Here is a 19,951-nt window from a genome sequence, read left to right on the forward strand (position 1 = left end):
TCACCTTCCCCTTAAGGATCCGCCCTCCGCATCCGATAATGACCCTGGGGGTTACCCGATATGGACATTTCAGGCCTGACCAATACGTCCGCCTCGCAAAGCTTTCCCGGTTACGGAGGGACCGCCTCCTTGCCCGCGGTTACCCAGGCCAAAATCATGGTCCAGTCGCAATCGTTAAGCCTGTTGCCGACGGCGTCCAGCGCCAACCTGGGCAATTTATCCAACATCTACGATGCCGTAGGCAAGCAAGCCCTAGGCGCCCTTTCCGGCCTTTCCGCGATCGAGATCACCAAGCTTTCCATGGGCATCGGGGACGGGCAGACGACGGCGGCCCCGAGCGCGGCTTCCACGAGCGCGACGCCGGCAATGGCCGGCTCCGCCGATCAGACTTCCGCGAATACGCCTGCCTTCAAGAATCCGGCGATCGGGGCCACTCTCGATCAACTCCTCAAGGATGACGGGTATGTCGCCCCCGACGCGAATCCCTACGTCTTGAACAAGGATTTCTTCTCCGACCAGGGCTCGTTGGGCGGATTGCTCGATTCCAGGGTCTAGCCCTCATTCCGTCAGGGACTCTGAAATTATCTTAGGGTCTTGCCGAACCCTAACCGCCCGCGTATCGCCCTCGCCCTTTCCGGATCGGATCCCAGCGGGGGCGCCGGGCTCGAAGCCGATCTGAAGGTCTTCCAGAGCCACGGCGTTTACGGGATGGCCGTGCCCACCTTGCTTACCGTGCAGAACACCCTCGGGGTGCGACGGGTGAAGACCCTCGAACCCGCGTTCTTCGAGGAGCAGGTCGCTTTCCTGCTCGAGGATATCTTCCCGGACGCGATCAAGATCGGCGCCATCGGCGATCGCCGCATGCTCCAGGCTTTGGTGCGGCTTCTCTCGCAAGAACGCTTCGCCAAGGTCCCGGTGGTAATCGATACCGTGATGGGAGCGACCTCCGGCGCCTCGCTCTTCGACATGAGGGGGTTGTCCGAGTTCATCGATCGCCTGTTGCCCCGGGCGGCGGTCATCACCCCTAACGTGCCCGAATTCGACTTGCTGACCGGTAAGGCCACCACTCCCGAAAACGCCGCCGAGCACTTGCACGCGTTCGGCCGGGACAAGCCTTACGCCATCCTTCTCAAGGGCGGCCACTTCCCGGGCCCGCCCATGGATTTCCTCTGGCACGCGGGAGCCCTGCGCAGCTATACGGGAGAGCGCATCGATACGCCGCATACCCATGGGACCGGCTGCGCGCTGGCCTCGGCCCTGGCGGCGAACCTGGCTTTGGGCCTGCCGGTGCCGGAAGCCGCGGCCCAGGCGCGGGCATACGTGCGCGAGGCCATCCGCCGCAATCCCGGCTTGGGGAACGGACGCGGCCCATTGGGCCTGCACGTGGCGCGCTAATTATCGGATTCGATCAGGATTTCTGGCGGGCTTGCTCATACAAGCGCGCGTGCCAGGAGTCGCGAAGCGGCTTGGAGAAGGTTCCGGGCGCCAGATCGGCGAGCCGCGTGAGGGTGGTATCGAAGACCTCGGTATCCGGCCCGATTTCCCCCGCGGCCGCCATGGCCTTAAACTCGGCACGCGTAGCGGAAAGGACCTTGCCCTCGCGGGACCGGAAAAAGATGCGGCTGGAATCCAGCAGGCGGGCGCCCAACTCGCGTTCAAGTTCCTTTACCTGGCCGATCATGGAATCTATACTGCACCCTGAAACCGCGGCGCCTTCCGGATCGCGCTGCACGATCAGGAACCGCTCTTCGAGCACGCGCCAACGGCCCGCGACGGTTTCCCCGTGGGAAAGCCATTGGGAGAAGAATCGATCAAGCGGTCCGCGCAAACGCGGGTCTTCGGCGGAAAGGGGAAGGGAGCTTCCGAATATCCAACAGCGTGCTTCATCGGGGGGCATGGCGTTCCAATCGGTACGGGGAAGAATGGTTCCTCCCGGAAAATAGCATTTACGTCCGTAACGACTCCCAAAGGGCCCAATCCGGGCTGCGAAAACGCAATTTTTCGGATAGATTGACCCGAAAAGCGCCCGGCAAATGGGCCGCAGGCAAGCGTAATCTGGCTAATTTTCTTGTCTGGGGATATGGGGTTTCCGATCAATAAATCAGCGCCGTTTCCTAGCCGGGTCATTTTGCTGTTGCTGTGCCTTGCCACAGCCGCGCCTCGGGCTTTCTCCGCTCTCGTCGCCCAACCTATCATGGTTCCCCCGGGCGATTCCGGCTGGGTCGGCTCCACCTCCTTTTCCTTCAATACGGACGGCGGCTTGCTGACCCCCTTCAACGGCAAGATTATGTACACCTTGGACGGGAGCGCGCCCCAAAAGAACGAGACAGGGTCCACGATCCGGTACTATCCCGGGGACCGGATAACCTTGGAAAGTACGACCACGGTGCGGGCCATCCACGTATCCGGCACCAGCGTCAGCAGTGAAATAAGCGCCGATTTCGTGCGCGCCAAGGTGCCCAAGCCGGTGGCCCGTTACAATGGCAATACCCATTTCTATCCGACCTTGGCTTGCTCGTTAAGCGTGGCAACGATCAAGAACCCCACCACGCTCCGATATACCCTGGACGGTTCCGCGCCCGGCCCCGCAAGCCCCATTTACGCGGGAACGGCAATACCGTTAAGCAAGTCCACGATCGTGGAGGCTTACGCCACCGCGACCGGCTACGATGACAGCGATCCCCTGAAAGTGGATTTCGTCTTGGATCAGGCTGCCACGCCCGTCATCGATCCGGCCCCGGGTAGCTTCAAGACCACCAGCCTCACCGTGCACATTAAAAGCGCGACTGCCGGCGCGCATATCCGGTACACGATCGATCCTACCGCCAACGCCCCGGAAAAATGGACCCTCATGACGGGCGATTCCCTGACCTTCGCGGCCGGTCACGACGGGGACTCCATCCAATTGCGGGCGCAAGCCTTCGTGAGCACCTACCAGGTCAGCGCGATCCAGTCCGCGAAGTTCACCTACCTGCCCGCGGTCGCCGCACCCGTATTCAACCCGGCGGCGAAAACCTTTTACGATACCCTGTGGGTGCGGATGACGAGCGCCACCGCCGGAGCGACCGTCAGGTATACGGACGATGGCACGACCCCCACCGCTACCTCATTGGACGGAAGCGCCGCGCTCTTGATCCAGAAGTCGGACACGCTCAAGGCGAAAGCCTTCAAGGATAAGCACGATCCCAGCGCCATGTCCGCCGCGGCTTACATCATGCAGTTGTCCCAGCCGACCTCCGATAAGCCTGACGGTGAATATACCGGCTCCCTCACCATCCATCTCCGCAAGGTGAACCCCAGCGCGTCCATCTATTATTTCCTGGACGGAAACATTCCCGGATTACTGCCCAACGGCACGGTCAACGGAATACGGGCCGATTCCACGGGAGCCATCACCCTCTCTGCGGACGGGGCGACGGTCGTGAACGCCATAGCCGTGGCATCCGGGGTTTCCAGCACGGTGGCCCAATTCACCTATACCCGGCAGCCGACCATTACCACTTATTCCACGCCCGATATCGATCCCGTCTCCCGCGAATTCATCGACACCCTCTCCATCCGCATGATTACGACGGATGCGAACGTCGAAATCCACTATACGCTTTCGGCGAACGGACGCGATCCCACCGTGAATGATCCCGTGGCCGTCTCGGGACAGTCCATCTTGCTCGATTCCAGCGCGGTGCTTCGTTGCTACGCCACCGCGCGCGCGGGAACGCCATCCCCCTTGAAAGCGAGCGGCATCAACGAAATGAGGTATACGCTCAGGCCCTCCGTGCCTACGGTATTTCCCGTTCCCGGCGCAGACCCGGTCGCGCCCGGCACCATGGTCACCCTGAAGAGCCGGACCAAGGGCGGGCTCATCCACTACTCCCTCGACCCCAACGCCGACTTGTCGAAAACCGCGGGCTATCCCGATTCGGTTTCGATCAGCCTCACCACGAGCGCGACCATCAACGCGGAAACCATGCTCGGAAGCGGCTCAAACTTAGTCGCCAGCGGCGTTTTGACCGTGCACTACGATGTTTATGCTTCCGCGCCGTCGGATACTCTCGCCGTGAACGGCATCCGCCCCATCTCGGGAGGATTCGCGTACCAGAACCAATCGCCCCAGCCGGTGATCGCCAAAGTGCGTACCGCGGACGGCATGGGGCTCACGGGATTCACGGACATTTCCCTGGTGGTATCCTTGCAGGCGATGGATCCGGGTCAGCTTCTCAAGGTTATCTTTACCAAGCCCGCGGGGACCAAGGTTTCCCTGTACCGATATGCCGGGGGAGTCGTCGAATTCGTCCCCGGCAAGGACAGTAATATCCTGACCCTCCCGGGGGATTACTTCACCGCCGTGGACGTTCAGCCGCCGCTCATCTCCATCGAGAGGCAAATCCCGCGGGACGGGGATTCCACCACGGTGCGCATCAAGATCACCGATAACGTGTCCAACCCCACTTGCGAAATCACCAGCCCCGGGCTCAAGGGCGGCTCGGTATCGCGGAAGCTGGACACCGCCGGCGTCGCGAACGTGAACGTGAAAGGCGATGCCAAGAATCCCGCCTCGCTTTGGCTGCGGGTGGTCTCCCGGGACGCCTACGATTCTTCCCGCATGCCTCCGGAACCCACCGGAAAGATCTACGTCGCCCAGCAATGGTCCCAAGTGGCGACGCCGAACGTCCTGATGATCGGGCAAGGCAAAGACCAGGAATTATGGGATCTGGCGGGCTTGCCGGTGGGCCCCGGCGCGGGAATCAGCTGGGCGCAACTCCACGCCGACAATCCCGATATGCAAGCCTGCGTGTGGCGCAACGGCGGCTACGATTCGTTGAATGATTCCGATCGCATCGCGCAGGGCATGGCTTTCTGGATCGGCAGCCGATCGCAACATTCCAACTTGAACCTGTCCCAATTGCAAGCCGGCGAATCCGACGCCAAGGGAACTTACCGGATCCGCGTGAAACCGGGATGGAACCAGATCACCAGCCCTTACCTTGATACCGTTTATTGGCCCATTACCCCGGCCGTCAGCCAGGGGGGATCCACCTTCCTGAAAGCCCCGTACCGCTATGCGCGCAAAACCCAAGGGACGTGGACGCAAACCGATACCCTCATGCCCTGGATCGGTTATTTCGTGTTCTACTACGGAAGCCTCGATACGCTGGTCACGGTGTATTCCTCCGCCGCCGCCCGCCCTGCCGCGAAAGCGGCCGCATGGATGGGGGATGCATTCGGGAAGCCCTCCGCTGGCGCTCTCCCGGCCGCTTCCCTGAGCCTGGAACTTTCCGCGGATGCTATCCCGACCTTGCGTTTGGGCGCGCGGTCCTGGGCCCAAAACGACATCGGACCGGAAGACGAGCCGAGGCCCCCGGCCTGGGGCCGAAGCTCCGCGGCCTGGGCATTACGCGGAACCGGAAGCCTGCTCACCGATCTTGTGCGCCTCCAGCCGGGTTCCGTCTCCCGCTGGCAGGTAGTGATCGATCCCGGAGAGAAGGGGATCGGGAACCTGCGCGTAAAGGAAGCGGATTTACCTGCCGGCTATGAAGCATGGGCGGTTTCCCGCGCGCGCGGACTCAAATTCCGCTTAAACCCCGGGACCGCGATTCCGGCATCGTCCGGATTTACCGATACCCTGTCCGTATTCGCGGGCACGGCGGAAGCATTGGCGGGAATTGGCGAATTGGCCCGTGCGCCCGAATCCGTGGATGCATTGGCCTTTGCCTTGGAGCGGAATCATAGCCAGGCGGTTCTCAGAATCGATCTCCCGTGGATCGGTCGGGTCGAGGCGGATGTCTACACCCTTTCGGGACGCCGCCTGGCGGGCTTGAACGCGGGTCCATTGGGTCCAGGGATCTACCGGCTGCCCTTACTCATTGGTTCCCATCCGGAAACCCTGTTTTTGCGGCTTCGCATCGCCGGGCCGAACGGCAGCCAGGCATTCTCCCGCATTTTGGCTCCTTAGATCGTAAAGATTCCCGACTCCGACCAACTCCCTTGCCCCTATTAGCGCTTCCGGCCGGATGGGCAAAAGCATATTTTACCCCGCTAAGGCGGTATCGGCGCGCATGGGAAAGCAATTGGGGTTGGTTTATATTTGCAAACGTGATTTAAATCCATTTCGATCTGAAAAGAGTAGTACACAGGTCGGGTGGATAAAACGTCTAAAGGTTCTTGCGGATAGACCCCCGCAGGGATTGCTCGAGCGCGGAAACCGGATCTTGAAGAGAACTATCGCCTTTCTAATCCTGGCCTTGGCATTGCCCACCCTGGCGCAATCCGATCCCCCCAGCGCACCCGTCGCCGACCCCGATCCGGCTACCGTCAATCCTTTCTTCGAATCGGTATCCGTCACCTTGACCGCGGGCCCCAGCGCCACGGAAATCCGTTGGGATACCGGCTCCGCCACCATTCCTCTACTTGCCACCGAAGGGAAGTCATACGATGGGAGCCCCATCGTTATCCATAGCACGACCGTACTGAGGACGGCGGCCTATTATCCCTCGGACCCCCTGCTTCCGATGACGGCGAACTACTCCTACCTCCGCGACGCCAAGCCGTCCATCGCCTTTACTTCGCCTACGACGGGCCAATCGTTCCACGTTGGCCAGACGATCCATATCGCCGCCAATGCGAGCGATGCCGACGGCCCTACCCCGCTCACCGTCCGCTTCTCGTACCGCGTCAGCGGCGGAACGGCGTGGACCGATTCGACTCCCGTGAAGGGTACGTCCACGTCCTACGTGACCGATTGGATCACGGACGGGACCTCGCCCACAGGGACGGTGCAGTTGCGCGCCATCGCGACGGACCCGAAAGGCGCGGCCGATACATCGACCATGTCGATTACCATCGCGGCCAACAAGGCCCCCACGGTAACCATGACCTCGCCGGCCAATAACTCGTCCTACCTCGCCCCGGCGTCCATTAAACTCACGGCCTCCCCGGCCGATGCCGATGGGAACGTCACCAAGGTGGAGTTCTACAAGGCGGCCGCCGCGCCGGGCACTTGGACTCTGCTGGGCGCCGTCAGCGCGGCTCCATGGACATTGAATCTTACCGGTTTGCCGGAGAGCACCTACACTTTCCATGCCGTCGCCTACGACAACGGCACTCCCGTTTTGACGGGGACCTCCGCTTCGGTTATCGCGAATGTCGTAAAGAACAATCCTCCCGCGGTCTCGATTACCTTCCCGCAAAACGGGAAGACCTACTACGCGCCTTTCGACACCAGCGTAGTGGCTACCGCGACGGATGCCGATGGAGGCATGGCCAAGGTCGACTTCTACGACGGGATCGCCCTGGAAGCCACCGACAGCGCCTCGCCTTGGACCTACAAGCATAATTACCTGGCCGGGAGCTATACCCTGACCGCGACGGCTACCGACTCCCTTAACGCATCGACGACCTCGGCGCCGGTCAGCTTCACCGTGATCAACAACACCAAGCCCACGGCGAAAACCGGGAAGGATACCGCGATCGTACAGCCCCAATCCTGCCAGCTGAACGGCAGCGGTTCATCGGATCCGGAAGGGACCACGCTCCACTATAAATGGTCGGGGCCGACGGGCGTCACCTTCAGCAACGATACCGCAGCCAACCCTATCGCGCAATTCCCGGCCAACGGCACCGGCGGCTTCGCCATCCAGCTTAAGGTGACCGACCGGGGCATCCCCGCCCTCTCCGACTCGGTTAAAATGACGGTGACGGTGTGGGCCAAGCCGATTATCACCAGCCCGCTCACCGCGGGGGCCGTGGCGAACCAGAATTTCACCTACACCCTCACTGCCTCGGGCTTTCCTACCCCCACCCTCGATGCGCCCGCCGCCACCCGGCCCGCCTGGCTCAATTACAACGCCACGACCAGCACGCTTTCGGGCAAACCCACCGCCCAAGGCTCGTTCAATGTCGGACTCATCGCGAAGGACACCGCGGGGACCGACTCCAAGACCCTGGTCATTACGGTGGGCGACTCCCTGTACAAACCTTCCATCACGAGCGCCCTTTCCGCCACGGCGAAGGTCGGTACCGGTTTCACTTATGCCATTGCCGCGCGCGGAAATCCATCCAACTTCACTTATACCGTCACCGGCCTGCCAACGGGGCTTTCGGTCTCCGGCGCGACCATCAGCGGGACGCCCACGGCTTCCGGCAATTTCACCGTTTCCATTACCGTGACCAACAGCCTGGGATCGGATCAGAAGAACCTGGCGCTGACGGTGAACCAGGATCTGAAAATAACCCAGGATCTCCCGGATAGCCTGCCCTCGGTGTTCGACAAGGGTTCGGCCAACTTCTTCGTCCAGGCTTCGGGATTTCCGAACCCGTCGTACCAGTGGCAATTCAGTTCCAGCTCGGCGACCACGGGCTTCGTCGCGGTGGGGAACAACTCCAACGGCTACAACATCAATCCCGTCTCCACGGCGTCCACCGGATGGTACCGGGTGATCGTCAAGAACGGATCGAGTCCCGATCTCACCAGCAAATCCTGTTACCTGAAGGTGAAGCCCTTGCCCGCTCCGGTGAAGATCATCCAGAACCCGACCGCCCAGGTGGCGGTGGTGGGCGATAAGGTGCAATTCAAGGCCAAAGCCACCGGAGAGCCGCTCCCCTTGTCTTATCGCTGGTTCAAGGGATACCCGTCCCGGACGGCCATCACCGCTTCCAAAGCCGACGATACGGTCCTGACCCTCGATTCGGTCACCATCGGGATGAGTACCGTTTACAGCGTGCGCGCGACTTCGACCAATTTCCCGGCGGACACCAACAACGCATCCTACTATGCCTGGAGCGATACCGTTAGGCTCTCGGTGCAATTGCCGAAACTGGCCAAGCCGACGGCAAGTCCGGCGGGGGGCTCGATTTACTCCCCCACCCAGGTTACCATCGCCCCACCCGTGCCGGCCGCGACCATCTGGTATACCCTGAACGGCGTGGATCCGGTCCAGGGAGCCCCCAACCTACAGTACGCGGGCGGAGCCATCTTGATCGATTCCACCCGAACTCTCAAGGCGAGGGCTTACTACCCTAACGTGTATCGGGCCAGCGACGTGATGACGGAAGTCTATACCATGACCGCCCAGAACAAATCGGCCAAGCCCATCATCGGTCCCGCCGATTCGGTGTTCACGGGCACGCTGACCGTTACCATGTCCGCGCCGGACGGGAGCGATATCTACTACACCATGGACGGAAGCGATCCGCTGGCTTCCAACTCCAAATATCCGCAGGGTGGGATCGTTATCACCGGCACCACGCAGGTGAACGCCGTGGCCAAGAAGGCGGGTTTACTCCCGTCCGACACGGCCTCGAAACTCTTCACCTTGGCCAAACCGAAGCCGAAAGTGCTCACGCCCGAATTCTCGCCCGATGGAGGCTCATTCTCCGGGTCCTTGTCCGTGAGGATCGTTTGCCCGACCCCCAACGCGATACTGCACTATACCCTCGACGGGAAGGATCCGGATACCAGCAGCCCCGTGCTCGCCGGCGCTGGCCTCACCCTCACGAAGACCACCGAGGTCAAGGTGATCGGGATGCTGAAGGACTACGGGAACAGCGATATCGTTACGCGGGATTTCCATCTCGGGCCGGGATCCATCGTGGCATCCCCTCCCGGTGACACGATTTTCAAAGACTCCCTCCGAGTGAAGCTGACGGTTACCCCCGCGGATGCGGTCATCCACTTTACGGTGGATGGGAGCGCGCCAAATGATCAGTCCCCCATCTTTCCCGTCGTGGGCCTGCCGCTCACCACGACAACGACCCTCACCGCCATCGCCTATCTGGGGAGCCAGCCGGGGAATCCGCAAACCTTCGGTTATACCCTGAACCATGGCCCGCTCATCACGCCTATCCCCATCACGGCCAATAACGCCCTCACCTTCAAGGACACCTTGACGGTAGGATTGCAATCGACGCCGGGAGCCACCATCTACTATACCCTAGACGGTTCGGAGCCGGCCATCATCCCCGCCAACCAATACCAGAAGCCTATCGTCTTGAGCCGGACCACCACCTTGCAAGCGATCGCGGTAGAGAACGGTTTCGATAACAGCAAGGTATTGGTGGCCACTTATACCTTGGTGCCTGAGAAGCCCGAAATGAAACCGCCGGGCGGGTCCTATCCCTTCCCCCTCATCGTCCGCCTTTCCTCCACGTCGCATTCCGCCAGCATCTACTATACGCTGGACGGCAGCGCGCCCACGCCCGGGACGGGGATCCCCTACGCGGGCGATACCGCTATCCGGATCGTATCCGCGGCGACGCTGAAGGCGGTGGCGGTGGCCGGGAACATCGCCAGCGAAATCGCCTCGGAGACCTACAGCGCGACCTTGATCAGCGATACCACCTTGGCTCCCGGGCATACCCTTTTCCTGGACGGGGGCTACACCCTGCGCAATCCGGAGGACCAGCAAGCAACGGCGAAAGTGCATATCGGCAGCCCGTTCTCCTCGGGATTGGTCGGCTTCGACGCGGTACAATACACGCTCAACCTTTCCCTTGCCGGCGCCGGCGCGGTCCCGCAAGCGTTCCCCAATCTGATGTTCACGACTCCCCCTTCGGAAAAGCGGTCCCTTTACAAAGTGGAGCCCTCCGGGAAGATCTTCTTCGTTACGTCCGCCGATACCGTGACCTTGGGCGCGGGCACCTATTTCATGGGCATAGATACCCTGCCCCCGACCATCGCCTATGCGCCCGAATCCTTCGATGAAAAGGATTCCACGCGGGTGGGCTTCACCATCCACGATAACGTTTCCAACCTGAGCTACAATCTCAACCGCAACGACGATTCCACCCGCGACGTTTCGGGTGGCTTCCTTTCCAGCGATCAGGCCATCGCGGCCCAGCTGAAAAATCCCGCGGGCGTATTGAAGCCGCTCTTCGTGCAGTTGATCGTCACCGATTACCGGCAGACGGCCTATTTCCCGGCGGGAGACGCGCATGCCATGCTTCCCCTGGCCCAGAGGCTGAGCCCATTGCAAGGGCCGGCGGCGTGGAAGATCGGGGCGCGCGCGAATTCCCTGTACGATTTCATGGCCATCCCCCTCGACCTCAATCCTCCCCTCACGCTCGATGGCCTGCGCGCTTTGAATCCGAAGGCGCAAATCGAAGCGACCGGCTACGATGGCAGCGCGAAGAAATTTTCCGCCTTGGCCGGAGGCACCCCATTGCAAGCCGGCCAGGGGTATTGGATCGCGGCGCGTTCGCCCGTTACCTCCTTACGTATGGACCATGCCGAGACATCCCGCGGCAATGGCAAAGCGACCTTCACCATCGTCCTGCACAAGGGCTGGAACCAGATCTCCAACCCGCACCTGGAAACGTTGTACTGGCCCTTCTCCCGGGCCTTGGATACCTATCGCAGCTTCACGATCAAGGGCTTGTGGGGCTATGATCCCGCTCTCGCGACTCCCGATTACGTACAATCCGATTCATTGGTCCCTTGGCGCGGTTACTTCGTCTATAACTACAACGGCGATACCGCCGTCCCGCTCTTGACCCGGCCCGCTACCTCGATCATGCCGGCCCCTCCCGCCGGCAAGAGCGCGGCCGCGGGCCGCATCCAATTGGCGATGGGATGGGACGGGCGAACGAGCCTGCGTTTGGGCGCCGATGCCGGGTCCCAAGACGGATTGGGCACCGAGGATGAGGAAGCGCTTCCGCAGCGCGGCGACCGTTTTCTGCGGGCCATGCGCGATGGCCGCGCCCTCGCTTCCGATTGGGTCCGGCTGGATGGCGGAGTGGTGCAACGCTGGCGCGTGGAATTCGGAAGCGCGGGCGACTCGTTGCCATCCCTGCGTATCGCCGATTTATCCTTGCCCGCGGGAGACGAGGCCTGGGCCTTTTCCGCTTCCCGTAAAATGAAGTTCCCCATCCTTCCCGGCGCGGAAATCCCGGCTTCCGGGTTGTCGCGCGATAGCCTCATCGTGGTCGCCGGCCCCAAGGACAAGATCGCCGCCTTGGATTTGACGAAGGAGTTCTCCGCGATCGCGCCCGAGCTGGACGCCAAGGTGACCATGGCCCCTGACGGCTTCCGCCTGCGGATGGCCCTGCCTTCCCGCGCCCACATCCGCGCGACGGCCTGGTCCCTGCGGGGAACCCGCCTCGGCACCCTTACCACCGGGATGCTTTCGGAAGGCACGTATGATTTCGCCTTCGGAAAGGATTTTTCCGACCGCCCCGCCCGCCTCGACCCCGGCATGTACGTCCTTTTGGTGGAAGTACGCGGCCAGGATCTCTCCGCGCGTTTGAGCCGTAAGGTCCTCATCTCCCGCTAACTCCCCGTCCGCATGCGAGCGGGGAGCTTTCCGCCCGCTTCCGCTTTCGCCTTTCGCGTCCTTCCGATGCGGCCCCGCGCGTTAAGTGGTACATTTCCTCCCGGGCCGCGGGGCCCGTCATAGCGTCGATGGAATTCCGGGATCGGGAGGCGGGCCGCAAGACCCCCCTTCCGCGCTTGAGGGGGTGTTTCCCGGAATTTTCCCGACGTCTACCCAGGACGAAACGGATAATTACATGATGCAATCGCGTGGATGGACCGCCATCTGGTTGGGGCTGGCGCTGGCATGCGCCTACCCCGCGTTGGCCGGCACGGACGAGGACATGGCCCAGGCCAAATCCTACCTCAAGGATTACCTGAAAGATCTGAACGCGCGCTATCCCTTCGCGGATTGGGAACGCCAGGCGGCGAAATGCCGCGTCGATCTGGACCGGTTGCGCGGCCGCGTAGGGGCGGGACCGGAAGCCCCCGATCGCCCGGCTTACGGGGAAATCGAGGCCATGGAGTTGCGCATCGAGGAGTTGCAAAAGCGCAGCGCCGACGTAGGCAAGCTGACGCAGGATTTATACGTGACTTCGCTCGTGCGCCAAATCGATACGCGCTTCATGAAGGACGGAAAGACGTGGACCCAGGATACGCGCCTGGCGTTCCAACGGGCGCTCATGCCTTACGAAGGCGGGAGCTTGAAACCCAAGACGCGGTTCCAGGCCGACGTGTCCCGGCTGGAAACGGATTTCCGGGCCGCGCAAACCGCTTGGCTCTTCACCTTCGCGCAGGACTTCCTGGGGCGGAAGGTGGAAGAGCATCTGAAGGCACATGAATTGGCGCGCATCGAAGCGATGTATGACGATTATTCCTTCCAACTCGATTATTGGTCGCGCCAGGCGGACGCCAACACCGCCCAGGCCCAATCCCAGATGGAAAAGCTGGCCAAGCAGTACGATGGGAACAAGGCCTTCCTGAAATCGAACCTGGAAGCCTTGCTGGAAGCCCTCAATACGGACTTCCTCTTCAGCGATCTCCTGGAATACGCCCGCAAGCAGAACGTGGACTTTACCATCGAAGTGGAGGACAAGATCGAGGAATCCCTGAAGGAGCGGAGCCAATCCGTGCGCGCGCCCATCCAGGATCGCATCCTCGCTTGGAAATCCTTCGCCGCCAGACTGAAGGACGGCATCGAGCGGACGCAGGCCCGGGCCCATGAGCAGGAAGCCCGGAACCTGGCGGCCTCGCGGGAACGGGAGCGGGCCGAGAAGGATAAGGAATCGCAAGCCCAGGCGGAAGCCGAACGGGAGAAGGCGCGCGCCGATGAGGAAAGGCGGGCCGAGGCCGAGCGCGCCGAGGCCGCGCGCAGCGAACAAGCGCAATTGGCGGCCCTGGCCGAGGAGCAAAAGCGGTTGGAGGCGGAACAGAAGGAGAAGTTCAAGCAGACCCTGACCGCGCTCAAGACCTTCACCTTCAAGAGCGAGACCGCGGTGGAGCTGGACGATGATTCCAAGAAGGCCCTGGGGACCAAGGCCGGTTTCCTGAAAACCAGTTACGTCAGTTCGGGGCAGACTAAGCTCAAGGTGGACAAGGCCAAGTTCAACGATACCTTGGCCCTGGTACAGCGGTTCACCATGGAACAGGGATCGATCGACTTCTCCAAGATGAGCCTGCAAGAAAGATCAAACCAAAGCGCCTACACCTTCTCTTCGCCGGCCGGACGCACCAGCCAGGGCGATCTGGAGAACTTCGTAGCCGAGGTAGCCCTGGGATCATTCAGCTCGTTCTACAACTTCCTTTCCTTCGTGACACCCAGCCGTTGGAGCGCCGGGCGCATCAACTGGATGCCCGATCGCAACGCCCAGAAGGAAGTCCATGACCGCGAGTTCAGCTACGTGGACCTGGTGGTGGATGCCCACCGCAAGCATAGCGGCGGCGGCGGCAGGGAGGAATCCACCGCGAACCTACCGGCCAACATGATCGTCATATTCGACCCGCAGGGATCCATCATCCGCTTCCAATCCTTCGCCAACGTGGACGAGGTATCCATTCGCGGCGGGGATTTGGTCGGGGGGAAGCTGTATTACAAGTTCCTCAATTACTCCACCGATCGGCAGCACATCTACCTGAACGGGATCGACGGGGAGATGAAAGTGGCGAGCCCGGGCGGGAAGAGCTGAGTTTTATAAACGCTTGCGGTTGAACAGGAAGAGACCCAAGCCAACGGACGCAACGGCCCAGAGCCCCGTGTTCGCGAGCGCATGCCACGCGTGCTCCCGACGCAAGGTATCGCTCACCAGTCCCAGCGACCAGACGTGCACGCCCCCGAACTGGGGCAGCATCCCGATCACCCGGCTCATCAGGCCGGCCTCGCTGATGAAGTTCCCGTAGTACCGCCACAAGTTGACCACGTAGATGATGGGCAGGAACAGCAGGCACAGGAAGAAGATCATGAAATTGCCGAGGAAGTTCCGCATCAAGAAGAAGAGGCCCACCAGACAGGTCATGGACAGCCCTAGGGGCAAGATGAGCAGGAAGACTTCGTGCAGATCGATTCCGGCGATGCGCAGGAGCTCGCCCCAGAACAAGGCGATGGCCAGGAAGCCGTAAGCGAGGGACGGGATGAGCACGGAGATCATCTTGGAGAGATAGAAGGCGGGCCGGCCCACGTCCCGGGACAGGACGAGCAGATCGTTGTTGCGGAGGTAATGCGGCCCGGTGCGGTCGAGGCAGAAGCTCAAGGTGAAGAGGGTGGTGAGGAAGACGATGGTGGAATAACCCACCACCAGCACGGTATTGACCCGGAGCGCCTTGCCGATAAGCTCGCCGTTGTTGATGTGGATCTCGCCCGCCATCACGAAGCGGATCGGAACGAGCAAGACCAAAAGGCTAGCGAGGGCGACCCAGGGCAAGGGGCCTTTCAAGGCGGGAGCCAGCTCGAACAGCAGGAGGGCCCGCAAACGCATGGAACGGCTTTCCGCTTTCATCGCACCCGCTCCAGGAAATAGCGTTCGAAGGCGTCGAAGTCCGCGAAATCGGACATGGGGCTTTCGCCCGCGACCTTGCCCTTGTGCAGGACCAGGACCTGATCCGCCAGGTGCATCACTTCCGCCAGCCTATGGGTGGAAATGAGGAGGGTGACCCCCTCGGCCTTGAGCCCGTCCAGTTTGGACCGCAGCATGGCGATGCCCACCGGATCGAGGCCGCTGTTGGGCTCGTCCAGGATCAGCAGCCGGCCGCAATCGAGCATGGCCAGAGCCAAGGCCAGCCTCTGCTTCATCCCCTTGGAATACGCGCGGATGGGTTTGCCGCTCAACTCCAGGCCGAAGCCGTCGAGATAGGACTCCACCTCGGCGCGCGATCGCCCCTCGAGCCCGATCAAACGTTCGTGGAGGACGATGAGATCCTGCGCCCGCGCACGCTCGGGGAAATCCACCGCTTCCTGCAAATAGCCAATGCCGCGCCGCGAACGCGAGTGCATGGCCGGCTCGCCGAAGAGCGATGCCGCGCCGCCCGAAGGCGGACGCAAGCCGAGCAACATGTGGATGAAGGACGATTTGCCCGCCCCGTTCTCCCCTACCAAGGCCACGCAGGCTCCCTGCGGGATCGAGATCGTAAGCGGCCCGATGCGCGTGCCGCTGCCGTAGTCCAACTCGAGCGCGCGGCAATCGATGGCGGGATTCACTGGCGCACAACCGTGCGGCGCAAGGAAACCGCGATGGCCGATCCGCCTTCGCTACGGGCGGGGTTCCCATCGGTCCCGCGCCAGTCGAAATCGTCCCAGGCTTGCTCCGCCTTCAGGAGGCCGGAAGCCCCGTACCAATACTTACCCGAACTGGCGACGCGGTCGCCGTCGAGCACGGATTCCGCGATGACCCAGGCCTCCTCGAAATGCCCCCGATATCCCAAGGTGTCCACCACGGTCTGGGTCCGGTTCACCGTGAATAGACCCATCGAAGTGGTTTCGTTCCAGCCTTCGATCAACAGGGAGGGCAGAACGAGAAACGCATCGCTATCCCCCGGAGCCGTAACCGCTGCGGTAGCCGCGGTCTTAAGCGGGTAATAGCGCGCCGCCCCGCCGGCGACCCCGGGCAACTCCACGCCTTCGGACGTGAAGCGGACCAACCTGCGGGTCTCATCCACCAATTGGCCGGAAGAGTCTTCCCGGATGCGCAAGGTCAGGACCTTGACCGTATCACCCCCGTCAATGGAGTCCTTACCGAAAAAGAAAGTGACCCGGCGCTTGCTGACCACTTGCTCCGGAACCTGGCCGCCGGCGCGCCACAGCGCTTCGGTGGCGAGGAAAGCCACGCTGTCCCCCGCCTGCGCGAGGCCGGGAAGCACGCGGATGTCGGAAGGCTTGGAGCGGAATTCGCGGGTGGAGAAGAGGTCGCACCCCGAAAGGAGCAGGGCCGCCACGCACGGTAGGACGGGTAGGCGACGCATTTGGAGAGCCAATATACCACATCCGCGCGACAATTGGTAGGTTTTGGGGCATGGCCGGTCCCGCTCCCCAGGGCGCGCCCCGCATGCTGCGCATCGACATCCGCACCCGCTACGGCGCCTTGCAGGGTAACCTCGCGGTTCCTCCCGGCGGGATGCGCTTGGCGGAGCTCGCCGCGAATCTGATGGCGCTGGACGACCGGATGGTCGGCATGGCCGCGAAAGCGGAGGCCCAAGCCGGCCGGGCGGTCACCTGCTCCAAAGGGTGCGGCGCCTGTTGCAGGCAGGCGGTGCCCCTCTCCCCCGCCGAAGCCTGGATGCTGGCGGATCATGTGGCCGCCTTCCCGGCGGAAAAACGCGAGGCCGTCCTAGGCCGGTTCGCGCAGGCCCGCGAGCGCCTGTTCCAGGCGGGTTTCGCGGAGCGATCGTTGCAAGGCGCCGGCAAGGCTGCGCTGGAAAGGTTGGCCGTGGATTATTTCCGGTTGGGAATACCCTGCCCCTTCCTCGAAGCGGAAGCCTGCTCCATCCATCCCCAACGGCCATCGGCGTGCCGCGAGTTCCTCGCGGTCTCCCCGGCCGAATACTGTTCCGATCCCGGAAGCCGTCCCGTCCGTAACGTGCCCATGGCCGCCAGCGTGACCGATGCGCTCTCGCGCTTATGCGCGACCCTGCTGGGCGGCGAACCGACCACCGTTCCCTTGGCCTTGGCGCTGGAGTGGGCCGCCGCCAATCGCGATGAGGGCCGCCTGAGCTTCGACGCCCTGCTCCTGATGGAATCCTTCTTCGGCATCCTGGCCGCCGCCGTGGGTAAGCCCGCATGAAGACCGCCTTCTCCATCGTGGCCTTCGTGGTGGCGGCCGCCATGGTCATCACCTTGCTGGTGTTCTGGAACATCTACATGATTTCGGATTACCATACCATCCGGGAGCTCTACCAGATGACGCACGGCACCATGGAAGTGCCGGCCCGGGCGCGTTGGACCGTGCTCATCCTGGGCATCACCTTCTTCTCCTTGGTGCTGGTGGTGCTGTCCATCTTCTTCGCCGCTTTCCTGCGGGCGGCGCGCTTCCGGCGGGAGCAGAAGGATTTCGTCAACATGATGACGCATGAGCTGAAGCTGCCCATGTCGTCCATCCAGATGTTCGCCCAGACCTTGCGGCAGCGCGAGCCGTCGCCGGAAGATCGCATCCGCTTCCTGGATGCCATCCTCAAGGATTGCCTGCGGATGAATCTGCTCCTCGATCACCTGCTGAAATCGCAGCTAATCGAGAAGGGCCGCATGCCCGTCAACCGCAAGCTCGTGGGCCTGCGCGAGTTCGTGGAGGATTTCGCCCGGAAGTGGCCGCGGCCGTTGTCGATACGCCTTTCCGCAGACGCCCAAGCCAGGGTCGATCCGGTGCTGCTGGATTTGGCCATCACCAACCTGGTCAACAATGCCGAGAAGTACGGCCGGGGCAGCGTTCCCGAGTTGGGCTTGGACGTCGACGGCCGTCTCGCGCGCCTGAGCGTGAAGGATGCGGGATCGCCCATCCCCAAGAAGTACGCCCGCAAGATCTTCAAACGTTTCTTCCGCATGCCCAACCGCGATACGCGCCGGGAGAACGGCGTGGGGCTGGGATTATACATCGTGAAATCCATCGCCCGCCTCCATGGCGGCCGCATCGACCTGGAAACCTCCGGTTTGGAAGCGGGCGCTGCCTGGAGGGGCAACCGATTCACCCTGGTCCTGCCGCGAGCCGAGGAGCGCCCATGACGAATCGCATCCTGCTGATCGAAGACGACCGGAACATGGCCATGGGGCTGGAGTTCAATCTCAAATCCGAAGGCTTCGAGGTGGTGCATTGCCTGGACGGCGAAACGGGGCTGGCGGCCATGGCCGGCGGCAACTTCGATCTCCTGGTCCTGGATTGGATGCTGCCCGGCGTCGACGGCCTGGAAGTGCTGCGCGAACTTCGCAAGAAGAACATTTCGGTACCGGTGCTCCTCCTGACCGCGCGGGACACCAAGGAAGACATCGTGGAAGGGCTGGATAGCGGGGCCGACGATTACCTGGCCAAACCCTTCGACCTCAACATCCTGATGGCCCGCATCCGCTCTCTGCTGCGCAGCCGGTCCTGGCTCACCCAGAAGGAATCGGTCAAGGAGGCCCGCTTCGGCAATGCCTACATCAACTTCGAGACCTTCGATGCGGAGGTCGCGGGCCAGCAGGTGCGCCTCAGTTACAAAGAGGCCATGATCATGAAGCTCTTCTGGGAAAAGCGGAACCAGGTGATTACCCGGGAAGAACTGCTGCAGAAGGTATGGGGGATCGAGGGTTATATCCAAAGCCGAACGGTGGACAACCACATCGTGCAGCTGCGGAAGATTTTCGAGGCCAACCCCAAGAATCCCCGCCTGATCCTATCCATCCACGGATCCGGCTACAAATTCGTGGGCCAATGAAACGGGCTTAGTCGTCGCCGTCCTTCGCTTTGGCTTTCCTCATCCGTTCCAGCTGACGTTCGCGTTTCTCTTCGCGACGCTTCAACTGATCTTCGTCGGACTTCTGATTGCCGGACGACTTCTGGGCTTCCGCCGGGCCGGTGGTCGAGCCGCCGTTGTCATCGGTCCGGACCGAAGCGGCCGAAGCCATCTCGGATGGATCGGTATCCTTTTCGAGGATCAAGCTATGGAGCTCGCGGGCCAGGGCCGCCCGCTCTTCCGGCTTGGCCTCTTGCAAGGCCTTGCGCTTCGCCTTGATGAGGGCGATCATCCCTTCCATCTTATCCTTGCGCTCGCGGAAGGCCGCCTTCTGCTCTTCGGTAAGCCCCTTGGCATGGCTCTTCTGCCAGGCCTTCGAGTCGCGCTGATCGGGATTGTCGGTCGCGGAGGCCGGCTCATCGACTTGCATGCGGCCGGGTCCCGGAGCGGGGTTTTGCGAACGGACGGACGCGTCCTTGGCCGCGGCGGGCTTCGCGATATCGTGCGCGAATCCTTTGGCGGCAGCCCGGCCTGCTTCGTCGGCGAAGGCCGACGAGGATGCCGCGAGGAGGACAATGCTTAGAATCTTGAGAGGGCCCATTGCCATGCTTTCACCGTTTTCGCGCCGTAGATAAGATAAACACCCTGCAACAACCACGCCCAGGATTATGCCCTTCAAACCGGGGTGAAATCGGCAGAACCGATTTCAACAACCTTCCTAAAAACGACACCTTTCGTTCCATGCTTCGCGCGGATCGGAAGCGGCTCTAACTTAAGTTCAAGATACCGGCGGTCTTA

Annotated in this window: 13 protein-coding genes; 8 read left to right on the forward strand and 5 right to left on the reverse strand. The window is 62.1% G+C overall.

The features are described 5' to 3' along the window. The first annotated feature begins 60 nt into the window (after window positions 1–60). Window positions 61–555, forward strand: a complete 495-nt coding sequence (locus JF616_08935) for a hypothetical protein (GenBank protein ID MBW8887866.1) — start codon at window positions 61–63, stop codon at window positions 553–555. Window positions 556–594: 39 nt separating this feature from the next. Further along, entirely contained in the window at window positions 595–1,395 is an 801-nt protein-coding gene (gene thiD, locus JF616_08940; protein ID MBW8887867.1) for a bifunctional hydroxymethylpyrimidine kinase/phosphomethylpyrimidine kinase, read from the forward strand. A 13-nt stretch (window positions 1,396–1,408) separates the two neighbouring features. Here thiD and JF616_08945 read toward each other — a convergent pair whose 3' ends face one another. Continuing rightward, window positions 1,409–1,828, reverse strand: a complete 420-nt coding sequence (locus tag JF616_08945; protein ID MBW8887868.1) for a hypothetical protein — start codon at window positions 1,826–1,828, stop codon at window positions 1,409–1,411. A 366-nt stretch (window positions 1,829–2,194) separates the two neighbouring features. Here JF616_08945 and JF616_08950 point away from each other — a divergent pair, with 366 nt between their 5' ends. The 3 genes from JF616_08950 to JF616_08960 all read left to right on the forward strand — a co-directional run bounded on the left by JF616_08950 (window position 2,195) and on the right by JF616_08960 (window position 14,430). Next, window positions 2,195–5,953, forward strand: a complete 3,759-nt coding sequence (locus tag JF616_08950) for a chitobiase/beta-hexosaminidase C-terminal domain-containing protein (protein MBW8887869.1) — start codon at window positions 2,195–2,197, stop codon at window positions 5,951–5,953. Between the two features lie 256 nt (window positions 5,954–6,209). Further along, the gene (locus JF616_08955) at window positions 6,210–12,266 is read left to right on the forward strand and encodes a chitobiase/beta-hexosaminidase C-terminal domain-containing protein (protein MBW8887870.1); all 6,057 of its coding nucleotides are present in this window, start codon (window positions 6,210–6,212) and stop codon (window positions 12,264–12,266) included. A 235-nt stretch (window positions 12,267–12,501) separates the two neighbouring features. Further along, a complete protein-coding gene (locus JF616_08960) occupies window positions 12,502–14,430 on the forward strand; it encodes a hypothetical protein (GenBank protein ID MBW8887871.1) in 1,929 nt (642 codons plus the stop codon). A 3-nt stretch (window positions 14,431–14,433) separates the two neighbouring features. Here JF616_08960 and JF616_08965 read toward each other — a convergent pair whose 3' ends face one another. From JF616_08965 to JF616_08975, 3 genes are read right to left on the reverse strand one after another with little or no spacing between them, the layout of a single operon-like run. Continuing rightward, entirely contained in the window at window positions 14,434–15,216 is a 783-nt protein-coding gene (locus JF616_08965; GenBank protein ID MBW8887872.1) for a hypothetical protein, read from the reverse strand. 17 nt (window positions 15,217–15,233) lie between these two features. Next, window positions 15,234–15,935 carry an ABC transporter ATP-binding protein gene (locus JF616_08970; protein ID MBW8887873.1) on the reverse strand — a complete coding sequence of 234 codons (702 nt, stop codon included), beginning with the start codon at window positions 15,933–15,935 and terminating at the stop codon, window positions 15,234–15,236. After that, window positions 15,932–16,696, reverse strand: a complete 765-nt coding sequence (locus tag JF616_08975) for a hypothetical protein (GenBank protein ID MBW8887874.1) — start codon at window positions 16,694–16,696, stop codon at window positions 15,932–15,934. Before JF616_08975 ends, JF616_08970 begins: the two co-directional genes overlap by 4 nt. 50 nt (window positions 16,697–16,746) lie before the next feature. Here JF616_08975 and JF616_08980 point away from each other — a divergent pair, with 50 nt between their 5' ends. The 3 genes from JF616_08980 to JF616_08990 are packed head-to-tail and all read left to right on the forward strand — an operon-like array spanning window position 16,747 to window position 19,135. Beyond that, window positions 16,747–17,514: a YkgJ family cysteine cluster protein gene (locus JF616_08980; GenBank protein MBW8887875.1), complete on the forward strand. Its 768-nt coding sequence runs from the start codon at window positions 16,747–16,749 to the stop codon at window positions 17,512–17,514. After that, window positions 17,511–18,446 (forward strand): HAMP domain-containing histidine kinase, encoded by a 936-nt coding sequence (locus tag JF616_08985; protein MBW8887876.1) that lies wholly within the window; start codon window positions 17,511–17,513, stop codon window positions 18,444–18,446. The genes JF616_08980 and JF616_08985 overlap by 4 nt, the downstream gene beginning before the upstream one ends. Further along, window positions 18,443–19,135, forward strand: a complete 693-nt coding sequence (locus JF616_08990; protein MBW8887877.1) for a response regulator transcription factor — start codon at window positions 18,443–18,445, stop codon at window positions 19,133–19,135. Before JF616_08985 ends, JF616_08990 begins: the two co-directional genes overlap by 4 nt. 7 nt (window positions 19,136–19,142) lie before the next feature. Here the strand turns inward: JF616_08990 and JF616_08995 are convergent, their stop codons facing one another. Next, window positions 19,143–19,760 (reverse strand): hypothetical protein, encoded by a 618-nt coding sequence (locus JF616_08995; protein ID MBW8887878.1) that lies wholly within the window; start codon window positions 19,758–19,760, stop codon window positions 19,143–19,145. Window positions 19,761–19,951: the final 191 nt, after the last annotated feature.

Source organism: Fibrobacterota bacterium, assembly GCA_019509785.1.
Lineage (GTDB): Bacteria > Fibrobacterota > Fibrobacteria > UBA11236 > UBA11236 > Chersky-265.

Coding starts and splice junctions, on each gene's coding strand:
- JF616_08960 (MBW8887871.1), top strand. CDS start 12,502: ATGATGCAATCGCGTGGATGGACCGCCATCTGGTTGGGGCTGGCGCTG.
- JF616_08965 (MBW8887872.1), bottom strand. CDS start 15,216: ATGCGTTTGCGGGCCCTCCTGCTGTTCGAGCTGGCTCCCGCCTTGAAA.
- JF616_08985 (MBW8887876.1), top strand. CDS start 17,511: ATGAAGACCGCCTTCTCCATCGTGGCCTTCGTGGTGGCGGCCGCCATG.
- JF616_08975 (MBW8887874.1), bottom strand. CDS start 16,696: ATGCGTCGCCTACCCGTCCTACCGTGCGTGGCGGCCCTGCTCCTTTCG.
- JF616_08980 (MBW8887875.1), top strand. CDS start 16,747: ATGGCCGGTCCCGCTCCCCAGGGCGCGCCCCGCATGCTGCGCATCGAC.
- JF616_08935 (MBW8887866.1), top strand. CDS start 61: ATGGACATTTCAGGCCTGACCAATACGTCCGCCTCGCAAAGCTTTCCC.
- JF616_08990 (MBW8887877.1), top strand. CDS start 18,443: ATGACGAATCGCATCCTGCTGATCGAAGACGACCGGAACATGGCCATG.
- JF616_08950 (MBW8887869.1), top strand. CDS start 2,195: ATGGTTCCCCCGGGCGATTCCGGCTGGGTCGGCTCCACCTCCTTTTCC.
- JF616_08995 (MBW8887878.1), bottom strand. CDS start 19,760: ATGGCAATGGGCCCTCTCAAGATTCTAAGCATTGTCCTCCTCGCGGCA.